This is a genomic window from Paenibacillus assamensis DSM 18201, from assembly GCF_000422445.1.
GTDB lineage: Bacteria > Bacillota > Bacilli > Paenibacillales > Paenibacillaceae > Paenibacillus_B > Paenibacillus_B assamensis.
The window spans coordinates 146252-171836 of record NZ_KE383840.1; the positions used below are offsets into that span (position 1 = coordinate 146252).

Here is a 25585-nt window from a genome sequence, read left to right on the forward strand (position 1 = left end):
TATGCATCCACAGCCGTCAATTCATCCTATACAATCGGCGCTCAGATGTAATTTCAGTGTATAATTTCATGCTGCGATACGACGATACACTGGTACACAAATACACAGATACACCGTAATGATGCTTTTCGCTGTTAATCCTTCTACCGTGCGCCATTTTTTAAACTAATTTTCTACTATATAACATAGCCCTCCGTTTGAATGACACGTGCGGCAATCTCCCTTTTCAAGCCAACTGCGTTGATCGGTGTCCGACGTGTGAGCTTTTTCAGTATGGATAGATGCATCCGCAGCGTATCCCCGCTCTCCATAGCAGCTGCCGTTTCTTTGGCAATATGCTCGATCTTCGCAAATGACTCATGAATGAACACTTCGGTCATTTGAATCGCCGCCTTCGCCTTCTCTTCCCCTACCTTATCGATCCGCTTGCGGGTGCGCAGCAGCGTGCTCTCGATAGCATACATTTGGATCATCAAATCTGCCAAATAACTGAGTACCTCTTGTTCTTTCTCCAAGGAGATTCCATATTTCTGTACAGCTATTCCGCCAACTGTTAAAAATATTTTTTTCGCAGCTGCTACCAAATGCGCCTCCTGCTCCAACGCACCCTCAAAGGTTTGCCCAGGTACAAGCGAAATTAACTCGCCTTGCAGTTCCTGAACTTTTGCTAAGAGCGGCAGCTCGCCCTTCATCGAACGCTTCAACAACGTACCAGGGATAAGCAGTCTGTTGATCTCATTTGTTCCTTCAAAAATACGGTTAATCCGAGAATCACGGTAAATGCGTTCTATTTTATATTCCTGCACATAACCATAACCGCCGTGAATTTGTACCCCTTCATCGGCCACGAAATCCAGCGCCTCGGTGACAAATACTTTGTTGATTGAGCATTCGAGTGCATATTCCGCGATGGCTTTGGCAGCCAGCGTACCAGAGTCAGCATCTTGGTCATTGACGTCCTTTAGGCGTTCGTCGATAAGACCAGATGTGCGGTAAACCATACTTTCCGATACATACGTCTGAATATTCATATCTGCCAACTTGCTAGCGACAAGCGGAAATGAGGAGATCGCGCGCCCAAACTGTTTGCGCTCATTTGCATAGCGAGAACTTAAGGCAATCGCCTCTTTTTGAGCGCCAAGACAACCTGCTGCCAGCTTAAACCGTCCAATGTTCAAAATATTAAATGCGATCAAATGGCCGCGCCCAATCTCACCTAGCACATGATTGATCGGAACCTTCACATCCTCAAAATACAGCGGACAAGTCGAAGATCCCTTAATCCCCATCTTTTTCTCCTCAGGACCTACCGTAAAGCCTTCCATATCCCGCTCCACAATAAAGGCCGTAAAGTCTTTACCGTCTACTTTGGCATATACGATAAAAATATCTGCAAAGCCTGCATTTGTGATGTAGATTTTGGAGCCATTAAGAATATAGTGCTGGCCATCGTCGGACAGTTTGGCTGTTGTCTTCGCGCCCAATGCATCCGAACCTGATGCTGGCTCAGTGAGGCAGTATGCCGCAATTTTTTCCCCTGTCGCTAAATCAGGCAAATACTTTTGCTTCTGTTCAGGTGTACCGAAAAATACGATAGGCAAAGTGCCTATGCCAACATGCGCTCCAATCGATAAGGCGAAGGAAGAAGCTGGCGACAACGTCTCACTAATGATCGTGGAACTGACTTTATCAAGCCCCAGCCCGCCATACAACTCTGGAATATCCGCGCTAAGCAAGCCCACCTCTCCTGCCTTGCGCATTAGCTTCACCGTCAATGCGTAGTCCTGCCGCTCCAACTCCTCATCATGCGGAATCACTTCCGACGTTACATAATCTCTTGTTGTATCCTGAATCATCCGCTGCTCCGCTGTAAAGTCTTCCGGTGTTACAATCGTGTCCACTCCCACATCCTCAATGACAAAGCTACCTCCCACAATCTTCGCCTTTGTCATACCACAGCGCCCCTTCCACATGTAAAATGTAAAGCTGCCATTAATGGCCAAGCTAGCAGCTTCGATTCATAAATGAGATCTTAGATCCTTTTACTATGGACAGTATGCGTTCTTACGCGAAACATGTATTAACTTTTCTCCCCGATGTGATGTCAAAGAAAGCACGTCGTTCAACCGAACAGAAATAGGATCAGGGGTAAAGCCATATATATCTACTAAAACGTTTGTTAGCGGAATTCCTTAATACAGTTAACGAATGAAATACTTGAAAGGAGTGGTAGCTGCGATGAACATTATCGTGTTGGCAAAGCAAACATTCGATACCGAAGAAAAGATTGTCATCGAGCAAGGAACGATCTCCGAGGATGGGGTTAAATTCGTACTGAATCCCTATGATGAATACGCAGTAGAACAAGCGATCCAGCTTCGTGATGAGCATGGGGGTAGAGTGACGGTTATCGCAATCGGCCCAGAACGAGCCGCTGAAGCGCTTCGCACCGCGTTAGCGATGGGCGCAGACGATGCCGTACTCATTGACGATGGAGGCGCTGCTCTTGATGAGCATACAGTTGCGCAAATACTGTATGCCCATGTGGGCCAACAAGCGTATGATCTCATTCTCGGCGGTAATTTTTCGGTCGACAACGGAAGTGGGCAGGTCGCCATCCGGCTCGCGAAACTTCTTGGTATCCCTCATGTCGGGTCGATTACGAAGCTCGTCATTCAAGATAGGCAAGCAGAAGTAGAACGTGATGCCGAAGGGGATACCGAGCGCCTTACAGTAGCCTTACCTGCTTTGTTTACCGCTCAACAAGGACTGAATGAGCCGCGTTATCCATCACTGCAAGGCATTATGAAAGCCAAACGCAAACCTTTCCAGCAGCTATCGCTTGCTGACTTCGACTCACCTAGCATCGTTTCGGCTAGCCAAGAGCCGCTAACTGCTCGCGTTGCAGTGTTCAGCCCTCCGCCTCGCCAAGCTGGCAAGCGGTTATCAGGCACTCCATCAGAGCAGACCCAGCAGCTTATTGAGCTGTTGCAGACAGAAGCCAAGCTGTTCACTTAATGATAAGGAGGCATGGAGACATGACTACGATATATCTGGCGATAGCTGAAGTAAAAGGAGGCTCCTTGCGGCAAGTGTCATTTGAGCTGATAGCTGCCGCAAGGCAAGCTTCAGAAGCAGGCTCAACAGTTGCATCTGTGCTTATTGGAAGTAATGTATCCCGCTTCGCGAATGATCTCGCTGCGTATGGAGCAGATCATGTCTATGTCGTCGAACATGACGACCTTACACACTATAACGCCGAAGCTTATGATGCTTCGCTGCAAGCGGTCATCCAAGCTGCCCAGCCGAAGGCCATCTTTCTCGGCCACACCTCCATCGGTAAAGACCTTGCTCCGCTATCCGCTGCTTCCCTGCAAGCAGGGCAAATCTCCGACATCATCGCCATAGATATCGATGCTGCAAGTGGCAGCCTGTTATACACGCGCCCTATTTACGCCGGCAAAGCATTCGAGCAGCGGACATTCTTCTCTTCTTCGTCCGTCGTCACCATCCGACCAAACAATTTCCCGCTCCCTACTTATGAAGCAGGTCGCACCGCGCCTGTAGAGAACATAGCCTACCCGGCACCGACACTTCGCACCGTCATCCGGGATGTCGTCACTCAAGCAGCAGGGCGTGTCGATCTAAGCGAAGCGAAGATCGTCATCTCCGGTGGACGCGGCGTCAAAAGTGCAGCAGGCTTCAAGCCGCTCGAAGAGCTGGCCGAAGTACTGAATGGCGCAGTTGGCGCATCTCGCGGTGCCTGCGATGCGGGCTACTGCGACTATGCACTGCAAATCGGGCAGACGGGTAAAGTCGTCACCCCAGAGCTTTATATCGCCTGCGGCATTAGCGGCGCGATACAGCATGTCGCAGGGATGAGCCAATCAAGGGTAATTATAGCTATTAACAAAGACCCTGATGCTCCCATCTTCCAGATTGCCGACTACGGCATAGTTGGTGACCTATTCGAAGTCGTGCCAATACTAACAGCTCAATTCAAGCAGCTGCTGAAAATCGGCCCTGTTGATTAGCCATATGTTTCTATTCGTTAACCATATGTGAAGTGTTCAGGGGGCAGCAGCTCTATCGTGTGCTCAACCGCATGACGCCAACGATTGCCATTGAGGCTATTCGGTGCAAATTTGCTTATTTTCAAATCTAAAGGTTGCCAGCGAGCCTATTTGTCAGATATAGCACTATTCTTCATCAATATCGTCGCAATAAGCGCCATAACGATCGTTAGCATTCAAATAGGGCTAATTCCGCGAAAATAACGCCAATAGCGTTCGTTAGCAGCTTCCTATTGAAAAATGCACAAAGAAAGTACACAAAAAGCCTAGCCAGGCAGCAAGTCAGGTTAGGCTTTTCTTCATGTTCTTCCTGTTCTTCATGTTCTCATTCAAGAGGCATTTCATAGCTACCACTACGATATGATTTGTATTCTCTCAAGTAGGGATTTTATTTTTGCTAGCTTATTCTAGTTGCCCTAGTCTCTCCTGCCGATATTGGACCCCACATAAAAGGAAAAGCAAGAAGCTGTGTATGACCTTTTTTATTATCGTCTATTTACTTACATAATCGTTTGAGGAATATAGAAAAAAGTAGAGATACAAAATGTGTGTTAGCATTCGGTCAACTGCCACTTTCCTTCGATACTTCTAGCCATATGCTATAGGGATAGTTGTACAGCTAGGCAGACATGCTTAGTTCAGATGCCCGATTGACAAGGCATAGAGGTATATCTCAAGGAGAAAGGATGAACGCTGTTGGTTACATTTCCAAGTGACTCCCAATTCAGCCCTCTGCTGCGAGGAACAACACCGCTCATCGATCCTGCGGGCGATATAAATCCCATTGATACCGATATCGTAGGAAGTGATGCCTTTCCGGCTGTATATATGGCCTATGACGGCACAAATATATACTTCCGAATGCGACTGAACGGGGATCCGCGACAAAAGACGGGCTTTAGTAACTTCGCATGGGGATTTTTGTTCGATACGGATAATAATCCAGCTACGTATGAATGGCTCATCGCGGTCAACGGCCTGCGAACGACACTTGATCTCGTCCAGAACACGATCAAGGCGAACAATTCGTGGAACGACCCTGCCGAAGGAACAGATGGAAGAGGTTCTCCAAATGTGAGCCTGCCCATTATCAACTACGATATCGTTCGTGCACGGCTAACTGGGGATGGCTCTAACTTTAGCGGCAACCCTGATTATTTCCTCGATTATTTCGTACCTGCCACCCTTTTCTTCAACACACTCGGCATAACCGCTACTACCCCTATACGCCTGCTCTTCTTCACAGCAACGAACAACAACAACTTCAACAAAGATACGCTTGAAGCACAGGGCTTCACGTTCAGTCAGGCATTCAGCAACCCTACTCCTGCCTCCTCAACAGACGTCCGAGCTTCCTTATCGATTTCCAAAACTCTTACATCAGGCCCAACTTCGGTTGCCGTTGGCACTGTTTCCACATGGCAGGAATCGCTTACCGTAACGAACACGGGTAAAAGTACAGCTAATCTAGTGTTTGCCTCCAGTAACATTGAACTGGAGCAGGCAGTTAGCGTGACATTTGTTGCTCCCGGTAACACAATGGCCACCTATAATGCACTCAATAAAACAATTACTTGGATTATTGGCAACTTGGCCGCAGGAGCGTCCGTCACGCTGCCTATCCAAATTAGCGGTCAGTTCACGACGGTAAACGGTGGGGTAAGAACACTTAATCGAGCAACAACAACTGGTGTCGATTCGTTCAGCGGCACACCTATAAACAGTGGAAGTACGGCAGTAACCATCAACGCAGTCATTTCACCAACAACGGGCTCTGCTTCTGGGACTGTACTGGATCGCTCAACTGGCTTGCCCATTCAAGGTGTTGCAATAAACTTACTAGATGCGGCGCTCAATGTGATTCGTACGACCACATCAGACATAGGGGGTGCCTACGGCTTCTCCGAATTGCCTCCGGGAACGTACACATTAAGGGCTGATGCCTCAGGCGCAGGCTACTCCATAACGGATACGAGTGTGACCATTACAGCTGGTCAAGGAACAGTAACCACCGTATTTCTACAGCCACTTCCCGCTGCTGTGCAAGGAACGGTCACCGACAGCAATAATGTTCCTTTAGCTGGGGCTACTCTCCTGTTGAAGGACGCCCTCGCTCACACGGTCGCAACTGCCACAACAGATGCAAATGGACAATATATGCTCTCTAACCTGCTGCCTGACTTTTATACATTGTCTGCTTCTCTTAACAGCTATCAAAGCAAAGTTGTCTCCGAAAATCTAGGACGAGGACAGACAGATACCGTTAACTTTATCCTACAGCCGAATCCAGGCAGCTTATCCGGTCTCGTCACAGATGCCGATACGGGACTGCCTATTCCCGGAACGTTAGTAGAAATACTCGGAGCGAATCGACTCGTTTTCGCGACAACGGTTACGGATGCGAATGGCGCATACGCGGTTGCTGGCTTGGCTGCTGGCAATGATAGAGTTCGATTTACTGCAACGAATTATGGTGTGCAATTGTTAGGCGTAACCGTCAGCCCAGGTTCAGATATGCAGCTGAATACTCAATTACAAGCTAATCCAGGTGCACTGACTGGGACCGTAACAGATAGCTTAGGGGAAGCATTAGCTGGTATCAGCATTCGCATCGTGAATAGCCTAGGACTTACGCTAGCAACTGCCAATACAGATGCATCTGGAAACTTCGCAATAGACTTCATCCTGCCACCAGGAACCTATTCCGTATCGTTTAGTGGTCAAGGCTATGCCAGTCAAACGATAGGCGCCATCGTCCAGTCGGGGCTGTCTACCCCTGTCAGCGCCATATTGAGCCCACTGGCAGGCTCCATCCAAGGTGTTATCACCGATGCGATCTCAACACAACCATTGCCAGATGCATCTGTGCGAATTTTGCTCAATGACCTGCTTGTATTTTCCACGACGACCGATAGCAGCGGGGCATACTTTATTAGCAATGTGGGACCAGGCAATTATCAAACAGCATTCAGCACCACAGGATATGGAACAGCAACCTTAGGCGCCATCGTCCTCCCTCACCAAATTGCGACAGCAAGTGCCGCATTGCAGCCATTAGTCGGCTCCGTAAGTGGTATAATCACAGACTCATTTGGAAATCCAATCCCAAGTGCAGTAATTACCGTCCGCAGCAACACAGGAGGCGGCCCCGTTATTACTCGGGTAATTAGCAACATCAACGGCAGCTATTCGGTTCCGTCTTTATCTCCAGGCACATATGTCATAGCGGTAACCGCTGACGGATATCAAAATGGCCTTTGCAGCGTTACCGTAATAGCCGATACGAACACAGAATGCTCCATCACGCTGCAATCACAGCCTGGATTTATCTCAGGTCAGATTATTTCCATTCAGAACCAGCTACCTATTAGCGGTGCTGCGGTGGAAATACGTCTGTCCGATCAAAATGGAACGGTTGTATCCACCCTATATACGGATGCCAATGGCAACTTCCTTAGTCCAGGCCTCTTACCTGCCACGTATACGATCGCGGTGACAGCAGACGGCTTCCAAATCGACGGTGCTAATGTTGTAGTACTCCCCAATGCAACGACACCGATTACGATCGGACTTAATCCGGATCCAGGCAGTGTAACAGGCAGCGTGTTCGATAATCAGACGAATTCGCCCTTAGCCGGTGCGCTTGTAAAAGTCGTCAATGCGAACGGCTTCCGGCTATCTGTCACCGTTACGGATAGCAACGGACAGTTCACTTTCTCCAGTCTTACACCCGATCAATATACCGTTACTGCAAGTACAGATAACTATCAGACAAATACAGTAGGAGTTGTCGTTCAACCAGGGCTTACAACACCAACAGCCATTGGTTTGCTCCCTCAACCAGGAACCATTACCGGATTCATTACTCCCAATGTTCCGAATACAATTGTGAAACTGTACAATAGCAACCATATCTTTATCGCTGTCGTAGCAACGGATGAAATTGGACGCTATGCATTCAGCAATCTGGCATCTGGTAATTATGAGATCGCTGCTTCCGCACCTGATTATGCTGTATCTACTGCTGGAGCATTTGTTACATCCAATGCAACCACTGAATTGAATATTACGCTGCTGCCTAATCCTGCTCAGTTCAGCGGTACAATTACAAGTACAGACGGAACACCAATTATAAATGCCCAACTGCGCGCGCTCGATAGCAATGAAAATATACTTGCACTCGGACTTCCTAATATTTCTGGAAACTATGTGATTACCAATCTCCCTCCAGGCAATCACTCCGTCGTCATATCGGCTCCTAACTTTTCAACACTTGTAGATGGGGTTGCTCTCACACCAGGCGCTTCACTCACTAATGTGAACTTTGTCCTCACTCCTAATCCCGGTTCCATTAGCGGCAATGTGCGAGACCGTGTAACAGGCGAAATTATCAGCGGTGCGAGTATTAGTATCCGTACGCCGGATGCCCAAGGCGTCCTGCTAGAAGCGACTGTTACGAGTATTTTCGGCAACTTTACCTTTGTTGATCTGCCGGCTGGTTCTTATTCTCTTATCATACGTGCTAATGGTTACTCAACGCAGGAGCTTGGTGAGATTATTCAAAGTGGGGTCAATACGACAGCTAACATCTTGTTAGACCCTTCCTTTGCACGTATAGATGGAAATGTCTTAACAACCTCTGGTACTCCTGTTACCGGAAACAGTATCAATATTCGAATCTATGACGAGAAGGGTGCCTTGTTCGAGACTATTGTCGCGAATAGCAACGGAACATTCACGGTACAGGATCTACCTACTGGAAATTATCAAGTGAGCGTAAATGCACCAGGCTTTGCCGCTACGGTCGTTCCCCTTCAGGTGATCTCAGGGCAAACTCTCCCCCTTACCATTACACTGAGTACTCTTGTATCTACTGTAAGCGGAAATGTATTCGATGCTACGACTAATCAACCACTAAGTGGCACTACCGTCGCCTTTAAAATGGAAACGGGAGAGATTGTTACCTCTGTATTAACGGGACAGGAGGGCACCTATCAATTTCCGAACTTGCAACCCGGTACAGGAGCAGTCACCTGTGAACATATCGGCTATGGCGAGAAATCTCAAGCAATCCAGCTTCCAGCCGGAGAGTCACAAACGGTGAATTTTATTTTGCAGCAAAATGCAGGCGGGGTATTTGGCATTGTAACGGATCTAGCGACTGGCGACACTTTAGAGGGAGCCGCTATCCAAATTTTCGATTCGCGCAACACACTTCTATCCACACATTTAACAGACTCCATTGGACAGTATTTAGCAGAAGGATTATCACCAGGAACGTACAAAGCAGTTGCGTCTCAACAAGGCTACGCCTCACAGTCTGGCAGCTTTACCGTAGCATCTGGCACGAATACGAGACTCAGCTTCGCCCTAACAGCCTTGCCGGGGGAAATTGCAGGAACGGTACGCAGTCCATTAGCCCTTCCTGTGCCGGGAACGATCGTATCACTCCGTATCTTCAACGTGTTCGGTGACCCTGTGGCAACAGTTACAACAGGACCAGACGGAACGTACCGCCTTACCAATCTTCCTGCTGGAAATTACACACTGTCCTTTACTGCCCCTAACTTCTCGGCCTATACAACATCCGTCCTCATAGGCATTGGCGAACGCGTTCAGCTCGATGTTGTCCTTCAAGCGAACCCGCCTATCATTCAAGGAACAGTGCGGCCTACCGTGCCTGTCCCACCAACTCCACCTAATGTCGTAGATGAGAATCAGAACGGAATCGTACGGGTGATAGATGCTAACAATACGGTCGTTCGTGAGGTTCAAACGCTCCCCGGCGCTACCTACCTCGTCAATAATGCTGTACCTGGAGAGGTAACTATATATGCGCAGCTGCCCAACCTACAATTTGAAGAGCAGTCTGTTGACTTGAGTCCCAATCAGCAGCTAACCCTTAACTTCACACTTCTACCAAATCCAGCTATCGTAACAGGGCGAGTCGTCGATCGAGAAGCGAATAATCCAATCGTAGGCGCTATTATCCAAATACTGAACGAGAACCATATGGTGACAGCTATCGGATTAACTGACGGCGAAGGTCGATTCCGAATCGGCAGCTTACGGCCGGGAACATACTTCATTACCGTAACCGCACCTGGATTCGGTTCTCAAGTGCAACGAGTTGTTCTACTAGCAGGTCAACTTCTCAATACAGACTTTTCCCTTAGTTCTCTGCCAGGCAACCTAGTTGGGATTGTTCGTGATGAACAATTCCGCCCGTTATTCCGCGCACTCGTTGTCATTTTCACGGCAGACCGACTCCCGCTTCGTACCGTTATTACGAACGAACAAGGCCAGTACGGGGTATTTGGTCTCGATCCAGGGACATACACCGCTCAATTCTCGTACCCCGACAAACGAACAAGACTCCTCCCTTTCACCATAACTGCCCTCTCAACCACAACGCTGGATGTCATTTTATTTGATGAGGAAGAAGAATAAACAAAACACAAAGAACATGTCCTGCTCCACTTCGGTAGTGCGAGACATGTTCTATCTTTTTTATGTGGCCTATTCGCTTTCAGGACTACCGATTTCTCGCTTAATCTCGCTCATCCGCTTCTTGCCCCAGTCATACATCATTTCAACGATAGGCAAAATGGTCATGCCAAGCTTTGTCATCGAATACTCGACTTTCGGCGGAGATTCAGGGTACACCTCACGATGAACGATCCCATCTTCAATCAGCTCACGCAGCTGATTCGTTAATATTTTATGTGATATTTTCGGGAATAGCTTCTGCAAGTCACTAAAGCGATGAGCTCCCTCTACACCCAAATGCCACAAAATAACGACCTTCCATTTGCCGCTCAAAATGGATAACGTTAATTCTTTTTCACAGTTAAAATCTCCGTTTACTATTTTCTGTTTAATATCTTCTCGTAATGTATCTGACATCGACACTCGTTAACTCCTTGTCCTACGCAAAAGTAACCTTCAGGTAACTTCCGCACAAAATAGTGCATTCTTCACAGTTTAGGAAATCGACGTTACAGTGTAAGTAATCTTACAACCATTCATTCACACCTAGGAGGAATTACACATGAATAAAAAAGTATTGTTTATTATACCACCCGAGCGTTTTAATGAAGATGAATGTTTTCACCCAAAGGAAATATTGGAGCAAGCAGGCGTAGAAGTCACGATCGCAAGCACAGTAGTTGGTGAAATTACAGGCGACCATAAAGGAAAAGCCAACTCAGAAGTGGTCTTCTCCAATACGGACGTTAACCAATATGACGCTGTGGCGGTCATCGGCGGTTCTGGTACGATCGATCATCTTTGGGGCAATGAAGCGCTCATTTCTTATTTAAAACAAGCCCATGAGCAGCAAATACTTGTAGCAGGTATTTGCGCTGGTTCTGTCTCTGTCGCGGAAACAGGCTTGCTTGCTGGACGAACAGCTACTTGTTATCCCGTCGATGTAATGACTAACGCATTGAAAAATAACAATGTCGAATATGTATCCGAGCATGTCGTTGCGCACAACGATATTATTACGAGCGATGGTCCAGACGGTGCAAAAGCATTTGGCCACAGCATGGTTGAGGCGCTGCGCTAACTATTTTTTAAACTTTGCTGCGAAAATAAGATGAATAAGAGGATGTCCTATAAGTCATTAAAATGGTCTTAAGGGCATCCCTCTTCCTTTCACAGCATAAAACATGCTCCCGGTTGGAAATTATCGAAGAACAAAGTATCGGGGTCGTCTATGTGTATCAAAAACAAGACGGCACCCAATTAATCGTTCATCCCTACATCGATGAAATATCATATGATCTGTATCCTACGCGAAATGACCCCCAATCGGAAGCACAATAAAGAAGCCTCGGGGCCCCCTAAGGCTTCTATACATGCTTCATTCGAATCACCCTCGTTTCTATCTCCACTTCCAACAAGCAGGACGGCTAATCAACCATCCTGAGCCTTACAACTTTTTATTTGTATGCGCGATGTGTGCGTTCGTAATTTGCAAAATGATGTGAAATCCAACGTGTTTGTCAGATCGTAAGACATAATTTTCTTGATGACGATCTCAATAATACTCTGAGCCAGATCATCCTGCCTATCGTACTTGGTCTTACAGCGGACAGAATGAATGACAGGTGTGAAAAGATGAATAATAGACATCAATGCATCTTTATCACCGCGATGTGCAAGTTCTACTAAATCGAACAATTCATCGTCCACGTTTTGCATCATCCTCCTTTTGGGCAGAGACAACGTCTGATAAATCCTTAATCGTTTCTGTGAGAATATCTAGTTTCTTCTCAAAGCGCAGCAGCAAATATCCCGTCAACACGATAGGAAATCCAACTTGACTTATAGCGGATAGCAGATCGGAAGGAAAAAAGGATTGATTATCCATCTTATATCACCTCCTTATTTAATATCGATGCTCGCATTTTCTTGAGGGCAGAATTGCGAGATTTACCGACGGCTTGTGGAGAAACGCCCAGCAGCTTAGCGATCTCGTTGTCTCGATAGGACATACCGTAACCTAGTGTAATGACTACCTTCTGGTGTGGAGTGAGTTGGGAATAAGCGCATTCTAGTGTCTCATTTGAGATATTTTCTATAAATTGCTGCGGGTCTGAGATCAGTGAGTTCGTGGCTGGTTCAACTTGTGCAGAGAGCAATTCGCCTAGCGTAGCAGTGGATTGGTCTTCCCTTGTAGGTTGGTCAAAAATAAGCGGATGGCGCGTATCATTTCGTTGGTTGGCTCGGAACTGATCAATCGCACAGAACTTAATCGTGGAAACCAAATATTTAACGAAACGAATGCGGAAGAAGTGTTTGCGGAAATTGTTCTCCAACTGCTGCTTGCTAACACAATCTCCTTCCAGTGTAAGTAATAACAGCTCAATATTAGGTTCATGAGAGAAAAACTCTTGCATAACGCGGTCATCAAAAAGGACTTGATTCTTTCTAGTAAATGTGAGAAATCGGTTCCGCTGGTCATCATTTAGCATCCACATACCTCCTTCATTTTCTTTCCTAATAAAGTGAGCAGCATGACGATAAAAACAACCTAAATAAGAACATTTGTTCTGTTTTATAAGCAAAAAAAAGGACCCAACCGGATCAACTCCTTCATGACTTACTTTATTAGTATACCATAAAATCTCCTAAACCGCACCATTTTCTTCGTTCTTCTTTCTATAATAGCAAGCGAAAATATACATTAATCGATGTCTGTTACTTTCCATTGTCCTTCTTTATTTTTCTCCAAAAAGTACGTAGCTCTTTTGAGCAAATAGAGGGCTTTCGCCCTCTATGCCACACTCGCCCTAACTATATCCAGCTATCAAATCGTCCGAGCGCCCACTACGAACGGAGTCGTCGAAATGGCTGGTATGACCAAGAAGAACGAGATTGTTTCAGTAGCGCCAGGCGCGAGACTGGCCGTCTCAATCATATCTACATAGCTGCCGCCGCCAACCCAATTGTGATAGACCGAAGTACCCGCCATATTCACAAATGGGAAGGAGTAGAATCCAGTCGTCCGACCCATAAACACTCTAAACTTCCGAGCTGTTGCAGTCGTATTTTGAATTTTCATCGTAACGGACATTTGCTGTCCGTAGCCGCCATCCAGCAGACCTGTTACATTTTGATTCTGTCCCGGAATCGTTGGCGCTGGGTCGGTGATCAATGGAATATCATCCGTACCGAAAACACCTGGATAAGCGGTCGATCCACAAATTCGGTAAGCCACGCCATTCGTAGTAGTCGGTGCAAGAGTATCAAAATTAATCGTATTGTAATACGTGCGACCTTGACCTCGTCTCATTTCAGTACCTTTATTTTTCGCAAACGCAGTCGCACTTGAGGAGTTTGTATTCCAAGCCAAGTCATAAAATACGGCTGATGCGGCTGCCCCAGTGCTGTTATTTGTTACATTTGTACGAGCCACAATTCCGAAGTTATTGCCAGCCGCAATCGTCGCTTGGAACATCGTCCCCCAAGATAGAGGGTTGATGACAATAGAGGTCGCACCTGCGCCCGAGAAATAATCTTTCCAAGCACTTGAATCCGGATTACCCGCATGATTCGATCTGCCATTATTGCTGGAAGTTACTTTTATCGCAAAGTTGTTCGGGTTGTATATAGACAAGGCATGCTTAATGGCAATGCCTGTCTTGTTATGATGCCATACATACACGAGTCCCGCTCCTGTGACCGTGTCACGGTTTAACCATTTTCCCGCGTCAGCCAAGTCAGTCGAATCTACCGCTTCGGGGTTATCCGAATAAAATACATAACCGCCACCTTTAAATACCGTACTATTGCCCTTTGGCGCCCAACTCGGTGTTCTCGGTGTTTTGGTTGCGTCATTAAGTAGAATTGCCATACAAGATCCCTCCCTATCGTTGCACCGTACTTTCGGTGCTTACTATATAAGTGATCTAGCAGACTGAATAAACAACCCTAATCAATTATTAAATAATAGGTTCCGTACCTATTTGTGAAACGAAATTCAAAACTTATATATCAAATCAGCGTATAGTCGATTAAGTAAGTGAATAATTGCTCATATTAAAAAATAGCAATTTACTTAAAGTAACTACTCAATCACAGGAGATCTGTTATATGAAACGTTCGGACATGTTTTATGTTTGGGTAGCTATAACTAGCTATTTAACAGGAATATTTGTTTATATATCATATCTATTGATGTACGATGGCAAAATTACTGAAGGCTTCGGGAAAATAATAACTTGGACTGCACCTGCCTTTTTTACAGTCGGAGTATTCCTTTATGCTACAGCTGTAGTGGTCCTTCACTTATTGAGGAAATATAATTTCTGGTCACAAACAGTGACCTTTCTATTCATCGGGATCATCCCTGTATCAATAGTGCCATTTACAATGGGCTATTTTTCTATTAACAACTTTAGTTTTATCTTTTCCCCTGAAGGATTGCATTTTTTGTTAGCTTATTCTAGCACTGCACTTATATTTTCTTATGGCATCTGGATCGCTCGACAAAAAAAGAACAAGAAACCGTTTCTATACCTTTCAGTCCTTGTAATTTTGCTGCTTATACTCATTAGTAATGTAGGATAGATCAGGGATTATACAATAAAGACAACCAGACACACAATGTTGCGATTGGTTGTCTTTTCTTACACTGTTTCATTGAAGAAGTCATCGCTAAGAGTCATGGACTAGAACTCTCACCCGTGTTACGTGGAGTGTCTGGTAAATAGAAACAAAAAAATGCGCAAAAGCTGCTGCTCCAGCCCTTGCGCATCACTTATATGCTACAACTGATCCTCTTCATTAAAAGGATCTCCACATTCCTGACAAAACTTTAAGCTCGCTCCGTTCGGAGGCATAAAGCCACACTTATCGCATTTGATAGTAACCGGACTTTCTGGACGCTTCGATCCACATTCTGTACAGAACTTGCCCGTATTGTCCTGACCGCAACTACAGTTCCATTCCGCAGACATGGCAGCAGGCTTAGCTTGACCACATTCCATACAAAAACGACCACTGTTCGCTTGACCACATCCACAGTTCCAAGGCTCCACATTCGCTGTAGCGTTAGAATTAGAGGTAGTATAGGCGTTATGCGCCACGTCCTTGCCATTTCTAATTCCTTGAGTCTCAGCATGAAATTGTTCACGATTCGTATCCGAGAATGTCCTCGCAACCTCGCCCACTCCCTGCATCCCCATGCCGAGTCCCACAAAGCCGTTCATCGCTCCGCTCGCATTCGATCCCGCTGCTTCTAAGCCACGAGCTGCCGCTCCCTGAACGTAGCCTTCTCGTATCATCGAATCTTTCAGCATAGCTCCCTTATTCCTCAAGTTAATGAGTGATTGAGACTCTTCATTATAAGAGATGCTTTCAATTCCGACAGATTGGATTTGAATGCCTCGTCTAAGGTTCCAATCTTCAGCTAATACAGTCGACATATGTTTGGAGAGCTCCAGCCCCTTAGAGGCTACATGAGAAATACGAACGTTTTCAGCAGACAATCGGTTAATGGCCGATTGAAGCGCGGTCATAAATTCTGCTGAATACTGCCTATGAATATCAAGAATATCTACTTGGTCACTATTTCTCGGAATCACTTCTGCAAAGAAAGTAAATGGATCTACAATTTTAAGCGAATACGATCCGTAGGCACGCAAGAACAGTTCTGCGTTATAGAATTCATCAAAGTAATTAATCGGATTACGAGTACCGAACTTAATTCCTCGAATCTCTTGCAGATTGATATAATATACTTTCTGCGCACGCGAAGGGACTCCCCCGAACTTAATCCGACTAAACGTTTCTGCTAATGTTTCTGCAAACTCACCATTAAATAACGACGGCATCGTTGCATGATCCACCGTATAGTATCCCGGTTCAGCAGAGTAATCGATAACCCTTCCTCCATCGACTAGCAGCATCATCTGATTCGGATACACATGTATAACAGAACCGTTAGACACCGTTCCGTCTGTCCCACTCCTATTTCCATTGCGAGCATCTTTCGTCCTTACTTTTACACCAGCTGTCATCACCGTCGTATTTCCCATATTGTGAGGCTCTATGACTTCCTGCCACTGATCCGCTAATCCACCTTTAACTGCATGTACCGCCGCTTTTATTATCCCCATATATATGCCTCCGTCGGTATATAGTAATACTTTCATACTAAAGCAACGATTAACAATATTCAATTAGGAATAGGACAAAACTCCCATTACCTACTCCCCAAAAAAAATAGAAAATAGTATAATGAAAATAGTGATAACAGATGTAAGATTTAACAATATAGAACGAAACATGATTAAAGGAGAACTCGTTATGAATGTCTCATATGCTAGCGGTAAACCATCTATTAGCAATGGTATCGTTATCTTTTTCTTAATTATCTTTTTCCCAGTAGGTCTACTTCTTTTAGCTTTACGAGCCATTAAGCACAGGAATTATACCTATCAGAAAGCATCTGATCTTAATATTGTGGCAGGGATCTTTTTCTTTATTTTCGCTTTATTTTCTATAGTATTTTTTACCGAAACGGCCGATGGCCGATATCCTGGACTCTTTGTGCTATTCTTTCTAACTATTCCCTTTCTCCTACCTGGTCTTATTTGTATTACAGTAGGAAGGCGGATTAAGAAAGAACTCAGCACTCGCTACCATTTATATCATTTATATATTCATGAACAAGGGATAACCTCCATCCCACACCTAGCACAGAGCGTAAGTATGAACGTGCCACGCGTAACGAATGAATTGGAGAGAATGAGTTATTTAGGCATGCTGCCCGATCTACAGATTGACTCTCTCGCTTCTCAAGTCATTCCATTGCGAGAGCCAGAACAGAAGCAAGAATACAAACACGACCATCAACATCAAGAATCGTTCTCTGAACCAAATGAAGAAGAGGAACTACATGAACCGTTTGAAGAAATATTCGAACAGGCATTTGGGCAAGGGCCAAACAGCTCCATTAACATTTCGGAAGGAAATATTTCGATTAACGTAAACTACGGTTCAGGTCAATCAACGAGCAATACCAAACCGAAGTCTGCACGAAAGAGCAATAAACCAAAAACGATAGCATGCGCAAGCTGTGGCGCACCAGCTACCCTTAAGCCGGGTGAAAGCAAATCATGCGAATATTGCTATGCACCGCTTACTTACTCGTAGCTATCTGTTGTAGTTGATACTTATGAATCATACATATGTAACAATGACAAAGAGCAGGCTACCTTAAAAAAGGAGCCTGCTTCTTTTATATTTCCCTCCCACCAAAAATAACCTACACTCCTTACTCGTACACAACTGCCGTCGTCATCCCTCCAAGCGGCAAAGTCATATTATTGCTCACATGATGTGGAAAATGACAATGCAGCGGCCATCGCCCCGGATTATTGGCGATAAATTCGATATCCCTTGTCGTACCTGAAGATACAAGTATCGTATTTTTAATAAGCTGATTGGCATGTGGAATCGAGTTCCCATCCACAGCCGTCTCCCTAAATTGATGCCCATGGAAATGCATCGGATGATTCATCATACCAATATTGCCGAATCGAATCCGCACACGTTCCCCTTTTGCAACGGGCAGCGCTTCCGTATATGGAAAACACCTTCCGTTCAACGTAAAAAAATTCGAATTATGAGCGAATGGATTAATATCGTAGACGCCGGGTTGGAGAACTCCCATCTCCATATTTTTTAATGCAAATGCGCCTAACATCAAGTAATAATCGCGCTGCACGTCATACTTCGACTCGCAAGGATCGAGGATAATCAATCCCCCTTCCAGCCCCATCATATCCTGCATGACCGTATTATAATGAGCGTGATACATATGGGTCCCAGGAGGATTCGTAATCTTGAAGTGGTAGTCAAAATACTGACCAGGCTCTATGCGTGGAGACGGCTCAATATCAGGCACTCCATCCATCACATTAGGCACGTCTAACCCGTGCCAGTGCACACTCGTAGGCTGGGGCAGCTTATTATATACGCGAATACATACATAATCATCGGGATACACACAAATCGTAGGACCCGGGGAGATTCCATTGTAGCCCCAAGCATTCATATAAATTCCCGGAAGAATCTCACTCTTCACAGGCTCAGCCACTAAGGTGAAGTACTTGATCCCATTCTTCTCTACATAAGGCAAGTTCGGTATATGGGGTGTAATGACCATGCGGTTCAACTCCATATCAGCTTTTTTAACAGTATACAGAGGGACATAGTCAGTTAGAATGATTGACGCTGTACATATACGAGCTATCTACACATAAACCTTTTAGAAAAACATTCATGCACATTGATAAACTTTCTAATGTAACAGTTAGAGGAACCAAGCTCCGGCGGTCGCCATCTTAGCACTTGCATACATGTTGTACGATTAAATTAAAACAATAAGGAGGTCATCTCTTTGGAAAAGGATCATCTAATTACTGCACCACTTAAGAACGCGAAGCCCGGTGCAATTATTACGTTCGGCACTTATCCGCACACAGCAGACGAATCAGACAGAACGCCAATACAATGGCGAGTGCTGCAGCACACAGAGGGAGAGCTATTTCTTCTTAGCGAGTATATTTTGGATACCAAGCGCTATTATGCTGAAAATGTAGATATTACATGGCGCGACTCCGATGTGCGAAAATGGCTAAACGATGAGTTCTATCACGCTGCATTCGATGACTCTGAGAAAAAGTACATCAAGACTACACTTTGTACCGACAACGGAGAGGATAGCCCAGATACAGAAGACAAAGTGTTTTTACTCAGTGTTCCAGAGGCGCAAGAATTGACTGATAAACTTAGTGAAGATACTTTACGTGCGAAACGTGGTACAATAGGAACAGTATTTTCCAAAATAAAGAAGAACGACGGATGTAACTTGTACGTGTACGATAAAACCGTCGGGGATAACTATATAAGCGAACATGGCGAACAATTAGGCTGTTCATGGTGGTGGCTGAGAACTCAACCTAATCGCTCTTCGCGTGCGTACTTTGTCGGGACCCGCAGCAGCATCCGCAGTTATGGGAACGTCAACTTAGCTTGTTACGGCGTGCGCCCTGCTATAAAAATAAAGCTTCCATAATATAAAACGGAGCGTTCCAAGGACTCTCCCCTGATAACGCTCCGTCACATTAGATTGCTGAATATCTTTAACGGCTAAACTTACGGAAAACGCCCCTATACTCATGTTATGCTCCTTAGCTTTACTCTCATAGTATGTAACCTAAACGAACTAACCGATTGATCATGAATCCATCTTGCCCATTACAGTCTACTTTTATTTAGTAAGGAGGTCTACGATGACCCAAACAGTAACTAGAAATTATCGCTTGTTTGCCGCACTTGCTTTTCTGATAGGTGTGAGCCTTCTCGGTATAGCAACGATGACCCATTCTTTACAGTGGGATGACTATAAATTCTTCGCTTATGGCGGTTCCATCATCGTTGGAGTTGTGGGCGCTATGGCTGCTTTGCAAGCTCTTCTAGTGGCGAAGAATAAAACGAAATCCTCTTTCGTGCTGCTGCTATTGAACGGATTGCTCGCATTTTCTTTCCCATTGTATATGGTGCTCGGGGGGATTTTTTTAGGGCCCTAGATAGCCACGTTTTTTCCCCTCCTTCTTGTCATGCTTCAATAGTTGAATCATGGCCAATGGGTAAACGTTAATTAGATCATAAAAATAGAGATGCCTTATGGCGTCTCTATTTTTGCCAAGAATTCTCCCTGCTGTTGTAATAATTGATAAAGTGATTCAAAATCAAAATCATTCGTAATTTGATATGCATGACCTTCATTTTTTACATATTCGTATACATCAACATAACCGTTGTCTGTTACGCGCAGTGAAAATATCACGTCAACTTCAGACTCGGTTCTTATATCTAGCTGAACTACAACTTTATCTCTAAATTTAGGACCTTCGATTTTTCTCAATTTCATTTTAGAATAAAGCCCAAGAATTTTATCTATTTCCTCCTTATCATCTACAAGCATGTCTAAATTCTCTCCACCTATTTCCGAAAGAACAATACTTGTAATTTCTCGTTCTTGCATAATATCAGTAATCACTTCATTGAATGACGTATTTACTATCTTGTTTTGATTAACATCCAAAAGTGTCATTACTATAACTCCAACAATCAAAATTCCAGTGACAATATAGATTAATTTCTTGTACTGTTTCAATACACCTTCCTAGTACTAAATTCGAGCCTTAATGCTAAAAAGATTAGATTCCTATTCTACCTTCACTTTTATCGCATAAGAAACTGTACCTTCATCCCATGTTGCATATATGGAGTATATGTACTCTCCCGTTTCATTAGTTACCTTTACATACGAGTTGTCTATTAAGTCTTGTTTTATTCCTCTATCATGTGACTCCATCCATAAATGAGAACCAACCGTCTCTTCATTGGGCTGAGTATTGAAGTCTATCTTCAACCGTTCTCCCTTTTGAACTACAAAGGCCTTAGCATTTTTCATAGCACTTCTTGGGTCACCATAAGTTACTTCGTGGTTCCACATATAAGAGTCTAGGCTTATGGGGATTTGAATATTGCTTTCAGACGTTACTTTAAGTTCCGGCAATGGTCTCTCTGCGCATCCTGCTATAGCCATGACGAATAGTAATACCAATCCCAATTTAAACATTTTCATAGCACTCATTTTCTCACCCTACTTTGTTCGATTTGAGCCACTTTTCAATCAAGGAGTTGTTTCCATACCAACCAATCTATCTGATTTATAGTATATTCCATTATTCAACACCGCAATGTGTTCATTTGTATCTACATTTGTGATTTTGTATAATTTAGTTCCCTCTTTATATTTATTAGAGAATAGATTCGGTATTTCTCCACTTTCATTTGTGGAATATATATGAATCGCTCCAATTTCCTCTTCAATTTCAGTAACTTTTTCATCAGTTATCTTATATACGCCATTATTCCACGTTATAACATAGTAGGCCCAACTTTGATGCTCCGTGACTTTCGTATTCGTACATGCTGTAAGGGACACCAAGAACATAACACATACACCAAGCAATCTTTTCAATACAATCCCCTTCTTCTTATGGCAGTTGTTGATATATTATTTTTTTAACGATTGGATTCAATTTGCTTTTGAAGCTGGCTTATATGCTGAATTTCTTTTAGTTGTTGTGATAAATGACGGTTAGAATGAAGGATATTCCCTCGTTCATTGATTACAAATTTACCTTGATACCCACCAAGAATAGTAAACGCTTCTTCCTCTACTACTGACCCAATATAGCTTTTCATGAACAATACGGCTCTTTGATTATTTTTCAATACCTTATTCTCCTCAAACGTATATTGTATGTTGTGTACAACACCACCCGTCTCCAAGATTTTGAGATTTGGGAGGTTTGGATCAGTGCCTTTATACACTTTACTAATGTTTGCTGTGGATAGAGTAAATGCTACATCGTCAGATTTAAAAGATTCTCCACTCGTTATTTCGACTTCTACAATTAAATCCGCATCTTTACATAATTCTTGCATGTTATCGTAGAAAACCGATAATTCACCCGTTGCGTTTATTGTGAATACAGGTGCATTCATTATTTTCAATGTGGCGACTACTAATAAACAAAACAGTATAAGCACAGTAATCTTACCTTGATTACTGCGTACTACTTTCATCTCAACCATCCCCTCCCTGCACATTACTTAAGGTGAGAATTGATATACACTTACAGACATTACGAAGAGTCAAACATCAAATATACTATTGAGGTTCATTGCGTTTGAAGCTAGTCCCCCTTAGATTTTCCAGGATAATTATAAATAATATTATTTTCCGAATCCCAAAACTCAAGTTTTACGGTATTTCTTTTTCTAATGGGACTGCCTTCAAATGGTATAATGTAACTTTTACGATCCACCTTAATATCATTTATATTTGTTAGGTTACCGTTATATAATACGGAGATGTTTTTTGTATTATTGAGAAGCTCTTCATCATAAAAAGTTATAATTATATATCGAAATCCACCGTTTACACCTAGAACCTCGACCTTTTTTTCATTATTTATATCTGTAGCAATAGACTTTCTATATTCTAACTTCCCATTATTATTCAATGCTTCGATTGCACCAATTTCATCATTCGTTCTATAGGAGATTATAGTAATAGGAATATCATCACTTAAAATTTCAACGCTACTTAAGCGGGTTATCTTTTCATTTTCTATTATCGTTGAGACTTGCTCTCCCGATACCTGTATATAGTTTTGATTGTTTTTTCCAAAAAACTGATATATCGAAATAACAAAAATAATAATAATTGTTATGATAATAAACTTATTTTTCATTTTGTCATTACCTCAACTATTTTTAATTTTGTGTTATTTCAAAAAATCCCGAAATCACTTGCGGGTTATTAGATTGGCCTTCACTGGATAAAGCAGTCGATATGCAGGGGGTATTTCTAAAAAATATCTATTTTTCTTTTATCCCGATTCATACGCATACGTTGGCACGCAACTTCATAATAAGAGTCATTTTCAAATTGAATATATCCCGCCAAATATAAGCATTTTAAGTAGTATTCAAAATCTTGATTTCCTACAACTTGTTGCTCTTTCTCAATACCACCAAACACTCGCAACTCACACATTAGTAATCCTGATCCGCCCTGACAGGTTGCCGCTGACATATAGATACCATCTTTTGATTCAATAATCAGATTGTTTTTTAAATAGTTCCGTCCGAGAAAGGTACCGGTTTCATCATTAAATTTAAATATTTCCTCAATAACTGTTTTGTCACGAAACTTATATGCTTTTACTGCATCCTTAAAATTAGCACACGGATCTTTAGCAAGGTCAGCAAAACAATTAACATCAACCTCTTTTGCTTTATAGCGTTGCTTTAATCTCTTATCAATATCATCTAAAGTAAATGGATTTGGTACTTTTAATGCAATATAGGCTCTATATAATTTGTCTATATTCATTAACAGACCACCTTAAAATTATTTTTTTCATAGTGACCATTTGAGAGCGATTCAATTAGTCCGCCTGCTCTTCTTGAGTTGATGTTTCTACTTCATCCAAATCTAATTTCACGATCTTGTAACTATCATAGAAAAATACAGAATTGTCGATAACGCTGATATGATGTGATTTAATCTGATTAAGTACCTCTCTTTGAGTACCGTCCGTTTTGATACGGACTAGATTTTGCTTACCCGATAAATGACTATAATAAATCCAGCCGTTAGAAACATTCATATGCCGCGCACGATCATCACTTAGTTTTGTTAGCTGAGATCCGTCCTTTTTCATTTTGTAAATACCCTTATTTAGATTAAAAAAGAGCCATTCACCTTCAACGTTTAGCTGACCTATTGATTGTCCAGCTAACAGCTTGGTTCTAGAATCCCCGTTTATATCCATTTTGAAAAGTTTATGGCCGTGAACGGTATAGTAAATCCAATTATCAACCACTACAATTTGATTTACGGGGTCATTGCTCAATTTCACTTTTTCCGTTCCATCTGTTTTCATTTTATAGATGCGCCCATCACTTGAATTTCCGGCTGTATAATAAATGTAGTCGTCAACGACATGAATATAATAAGAACTATGCGCAAGGATTTGCTTATCCGTTCCGTCCATCTTCTGTTTAACCAACTTTAACCCCTGACCTATATAATCCGAGTAGTAAAAATAATCACCCACGACATTAAGATACGACGGCCATCCATCCGAAATTTTGGTTTTATCCGTACCATCTTTTTTAACTTTGTACAATCCATCGGAAAAGCTGCGATAATAAATCCACTCACCTTGGCTTGCATATATTCCATCATTGCTTAGATTTCCGCTCGTATTTCCAACTTGGGGCTTAATAGGGTTATCTGAGGCATATGCCATAGCGGTTGTTAAACTGACAATTATCCATGCAGAAATGAGTATTTTCTTAATCAAAATAAACACCCTTTCTAAAATGAAGTACACCTCATGCTTCCTAAACGTTCTATATCTGTAATTAGTTACATCTTTTTCCCGTCGAAACACGAAACTTATGCTACTTTTTTTAAGTGAATATCAATAAAACATTAATGGTATAGAGGTACCGCGGTTATAAAAACACAAAGATGTATGCGAATAAAATGGTTATATTTGTTGATGTTTATCGTTACTTTCAGCATACTCCAAGGCTGCATTGGCCCGGGAATCAGTAATTTTGAGATTAAACTATCAGGAGGTTATTCCGTTCTTAGAACCGAGCCGAACAGGGTTATTATTTCCCCACAGGAAGCGGATGATATTTTCGGCTCTCCTGTCGTTGGAACAAAGGTAGTACAGGTTGGTTGGAATGAGGATTATATTGTAGCGAAACAAGTCGGTTTACAGCCAGATCCTAATGCTACGAACGAACATATGATGATTCTGGATGACAGCAGGACTAACTTTTACATACTCGACCTAAACAATAAAAAGAAATACGGCCCTTTACATGAAACTAGCTATGCTGAACAAAGAAAGAAACTAAAAGTACCTAATGATGTAATCCTGCGAAACCTGGATGAACTACGTTAGTTAAGGAGAGTGCATATGAAAAGAACGTTACTAATCGCTTGTCTAGTCTTTGATCTGATTTGGATACATGCATTATTTGAAAAAGGTATATCTTCAACTACGTCACACATTGTGGATCGGCTACACTTAGTTGGACAGAAAAAATAAGGGCTAGTAGAATAAGAGCAATATAACAAGGAGCGGATCTACTATGCCAAGACAAAGACGTACATTTACTGCTGAATTTAAGAGACAGATGGTTCAGTTATACGAAAATGGAAAAGCAAGAGCAGCTATTGCAGATGAGTACGAACTAAGTGCTTCTGTACTAGATCGCTGGATTAAGCAATACCAGCAGTCAGGATCATTCTCAGAGAAAGACAATCGGTCTACTGAAGAGAATGAACTTATTGCATTACGTAAAGAAAATGAACGTCTTAAAAT

25 protein-coding genes are annotated in these 25585 nt (G+C 43.2%); 10 read left to right on the forward strand and 15 right to left on the reverse strand.

Going from position 1 to position 25585, the window contains the following annotated elements; genetic code table 11:
- Positions 1–176: 176 nt before the first annotated feature.
- Complete coding sequence (locus tag H580_RS0122480) at positions 177–1952, reverse strand: acyl-CoA dehydrogenase family protein (RefSeq protein ID WP_028596780.1); 1776 nt, start codon at positions 1950–1952, stop codon at positions 177–179.
- A 286-nt stretch (positions 1953–2238) separates the two neighbouring features.
- On the opposite strand from H580_RS0122480, the gene H580_RS0122485 reads away from it, so the two are divergent.
- The 3 genes from H580_RS0122485 (at position 2239) to H580_RS0122495 (ending at position 10523) form a co-directional block, all read left to right on the forward strand.
- The gene (locus H580_RS0122485) at positions 2239–3018 is read left to right on the forward strand and encodes an electron transfer flavoprotein subunit beta/FixA family protein (RefSeq protein WP_028596781.1); all 780 of its coding nucleotides are present in this window, start codon (positions 2239–2241) and stop codon (positions 3016–3018) included.
- A 20-nt stretch (positions 3019–3038) separates the two neighbouring features.
- The gene (locus H580_RS0122490) at positions 3039–4034 is read left to right on the forward strand and encodes an electron transfer flavoprotein subunit alpha/FixB family protein (protein WP_028596782.1); all 996 of its coding nucleotides are present in this window, start codon (positions 3039–3041) and stop codon (positions 4032–4034) included.
- A 735-nt stretch (positions 4035–4769) separates the two neighbouring features.
- Positions 4770–10523, forward strand: a complete 5754-nt coding sequence (locus tag H580_RS0122495; RefSeq protein ID WP_028596783.1) for a carboxypeptidase regulatory-like domain-containing protein — start codon at positions 4770–4772, stop codon at positions 10521–10523.
- Positions 10524–10592: 69 nt separating this feature from the next.
- Here the strand turns inward: H580_RS0122495 and H580_RS0122500 are convergent, their stop codons facing one another.
- Positions 10593–10979, reverse strand: coding sequence for a winged helix-turn-helix transcriptional regulator (locus H580_RS0122500; protein ID WP_028596784.1), 387 nt, complete (start codon positions 10977–10979; stop codon positions 10593–10595).
- Between the two features lie 145 nt (positions 10980–11124).
- Between H580_RS0122500 and H580_RS0122505 the strand changes: the two genes are divergently transcribed.
- Positions 11125–11643, forward strand: coding sequence for a DJ-1/PfpI family protein (locus H580_RS0122505; protein ID WP_028596785.1), 519 nt, complete (start codon positions 11125–11127; stop codon positions 11641–11643).
- 350 nt (positions 11644–11993) lie between these two features.
- On the opposite strand, the gene H580_RS0122510 is transcribed toward H580_RS0122505, so the two are convergent.
- The 4 genes from H580_RS0122510 to H580_RS0122525 all read right to left on the reverse strand — a co-directional run bounded on the left by H580_RS0122510 (position 11994) and on the right by H580_RS0122525 (position 14436).
- A complete protein-coding gene (locus tag H580_RS0122510; protein WP_084509502.1) occupies positions 11994–12284 on the reverse strand; it encodes a helix-turn-helix domain-containing protein in 291 nt (96 codons plus the stop codon).
- Positions 12262–12450 (reverse strand): YvrJ family protein, encoded by a 189-nt coding sequence (locus tag H580_RS0122515; protein ID WP_028596787.1) that lies wholly within the window; start codon positions 12448–12450, stop codon positions 12262–12264. Before H580_RS0122515 ends, H580_RS0122510 begins: the two co-directional genes overlap by 23 nt.
- A gap of 1 nt (position 12451) precedes the next feature.
- The gene (locus H580_RS0122520) at positions 12452–13054 is read right to left on the reverse strand and encodes a sigma-70 family RNA polymerase sigma factor (protein WP_028596788.1); all 603 of its coding nucleotides are present in this window, start codon (positions 13052–13054) and stop codon (positions 12452–12454) included.
- Positions 13055–13389: 335 nt separating this feature from the next.
- The gene (locus H580_RS0122525) at positions 13390–14436 is read right to left on the reverse strand and encodes a hypothetical protein (RefSeq protein ID WP_028596789.1); all 1047 of its coding nucleotides are present in this window, start codon (positions 14434–14436) and stop codon (positions 13390–13392) included.
- A gap of 239 nt (positions 14437–14675) precedes the next feature.
- Here H580_RS0122525 and H580_RS0122530 point away from each other — a divergent pair, with 239 nt between their 5' ends.
- Positions 14676–15152, forward strand: a complete 477-nt coding sequence (locus H580_RS0122530; RefSeq protein WP_028596790.1) for a hypothetical protein — start codon at positions 14676–14678, stop codon at positions 15150–15152.
- A gap of 197 nt (positions 15153–15349) precedes the next feature.
- On the opposite strand, the gene H580_RS0122535 is transcribed toward H580_RS0122530, so the two are convergent.
- Positions 15350–16702 (reverse strand): SPFH domain-containing protein, encoded by a 1353-nt coding sequence (locus H580_RS0122535; RefSeq protein WP_028596791.1) that lies wholly within the window; start codon positions 16700–16702, stop codon positions 15350–15352.
- A 190-nt stretch (positions 16703–16892) separates the two neighbouring features.
- On the opposite strand from H580_RS0122535, the gene H580_RS0122540 reads away from it, so the two are divergent.
- Complete coding sequence (locus H580_RS0122540) at positions 16893–17741, forward strand: hypothetical protein (protein WP_028596792.1); 849 nt, start codon at positions 16893–16895, stop codon at positions 17739–17741.
- A gap of 121 nt (positions 17742–17862) precedes the next feature.
- Here the strand turns inward: H580_RS0122540 and H580_RS0122545 are convergent, their stop codons facing one another.
- Complete coding sequence (locus tag H580_RS0122545) at positions 17863–18756, reverse strand: multicopper oxidase family protein (RefSeq protein WP_028596793.1); 894 nt, start codon at positions 18754–18756, stop codon at positions 17863–17865.
- A 234-nt stretch (positions 18757–18990) separates the two neighbouring features.
- On the opposite strand from H580_RS0122545, the gene H580_RS0122550 reads away from it, so the two are divergent.
- The gene (locus tag H580_RS0122550; protein WP_028596794.1) at positions 18991–19668 is read left to right on the forward strand and encodes a DUF6273 domain-containing protein; all 678 of its coding nucleotides are present in this window, start codon (positions 18991–18993) and stop codon (positions 19666–19668) included.
- Between the two features lie 217 nt (positions 19669–19885).
- The gene (locus H580_RS0122555; RefSeq protein ID WP_028596795.1) at positions 19886–20182 is read left to right on the forward strand and encodes a hypothetical protein; all 297 of its coding nucleotides are present in this window, start codon (positions 19886–19888) and stop codon (positions 20180–20182) included.
- A 95-nt stretch (positions 20183–20277) separates the two neighbouring features.
- On the opposite strand, the gene H580_RS0122560 is transcribed toward H580_RS0122555, so the two are convergent.
- The 7 genes from H580_RS0122560 to H580_RS0122590 form a co-directional block, all read right to left on the reverse strand.
- Positions 20278–20772, reverse strand: coding sequence for a hypothetical protein (locus H580_RS0122560; protein ID WP_157283073.1), 495 nt, complete (start codon positions 20770–20772; stop codon positions 20278–20280).
- A gap of 51 nt (positions 20773–20823) precedes the next feature.
- Positions 20824–21255, reverse strand: a complete 432-nt coding sequence (locus tag H580_RS0122565; RefSeq protein WP_028596797.1) for a hypothetical protein — start codon at positions 21253–21255, stop codon at positions 20824–20826.
- A 39-nt stretch (positions 21256–21294) separates the two neighbouring features.
- Entirely contained in the window at positions 21295–21645 is a 351-nt protein-coding gene (locus H580_RS25235; protein ID WP_051217662.1) for a hypothetical protein, read from the reverse strand.
- A 44-nt stretch (positions 21646–21689) separates the two neighbouring features.
- Positions 21690–22256: a hypothetical protein gene (locus tag H580_RS0122575; RefSeq protein WP_028596798.1), complete on the reverse strand. Its 567-nt coding sequence runs from the start codon at positions 22254–22256 to the stop codon at positions 21690–21692.
- A gap of 110 nt (positions 22257–22366) precedes the next feature.
- Positions 22367–22927, reverse strand: a complete 561-nt coding sequence (locus H580_RS0122580; protein WP_028596799.1) for a hypothetical protein — start codon at positions 22925–22927, stop codon at positions 22367–22369.
- A gap of 116 nt (positions 22928–23043) precedes the next feature.
- Positions 23044–23571 (reverse strand): hypothetical protein, encoded by a 528-nt coding sequence (locus H580_RS0122585; protein ID WP_084509505.1) that lies wholly within the window; start codon positions 23569–23571, stop codon positions 23044–23046.
- Between the two features lie 55 nt (positions 23572–23626).
- Positions 23627–24547, reverse strand: coding sequence for a DUF5050 domain-containing protein (locus H580_RS0122590; protein WP_157283075.1), 921 nt, complete (start codon positions 24545–24547; stop codon positions 23627–23629).
- A 201-nt stretch (positions 24548–24748) separates the two neighbouring features.
- On the opposite strand from H580_RS0122590, the gene H580_RS0122595 reads away from it, so the two are divergent.
- Entirely contained in the window at positions 24749–25162 is a 414-nt protein-coding gene (locus tag H580_RS0122595) for a DUF3997 domain-containing protein (protein WP_169449392.1), read from the forward strand.
- Positions 25163–25352: 190 nt separating this feature from the next.
- The coding region (locus H580_RS0122605) for an IS3 family transposase (protein WP_028596803.1) at positions 25353–25585 on the forward strand (233 nt) is incomplete at its 3' end.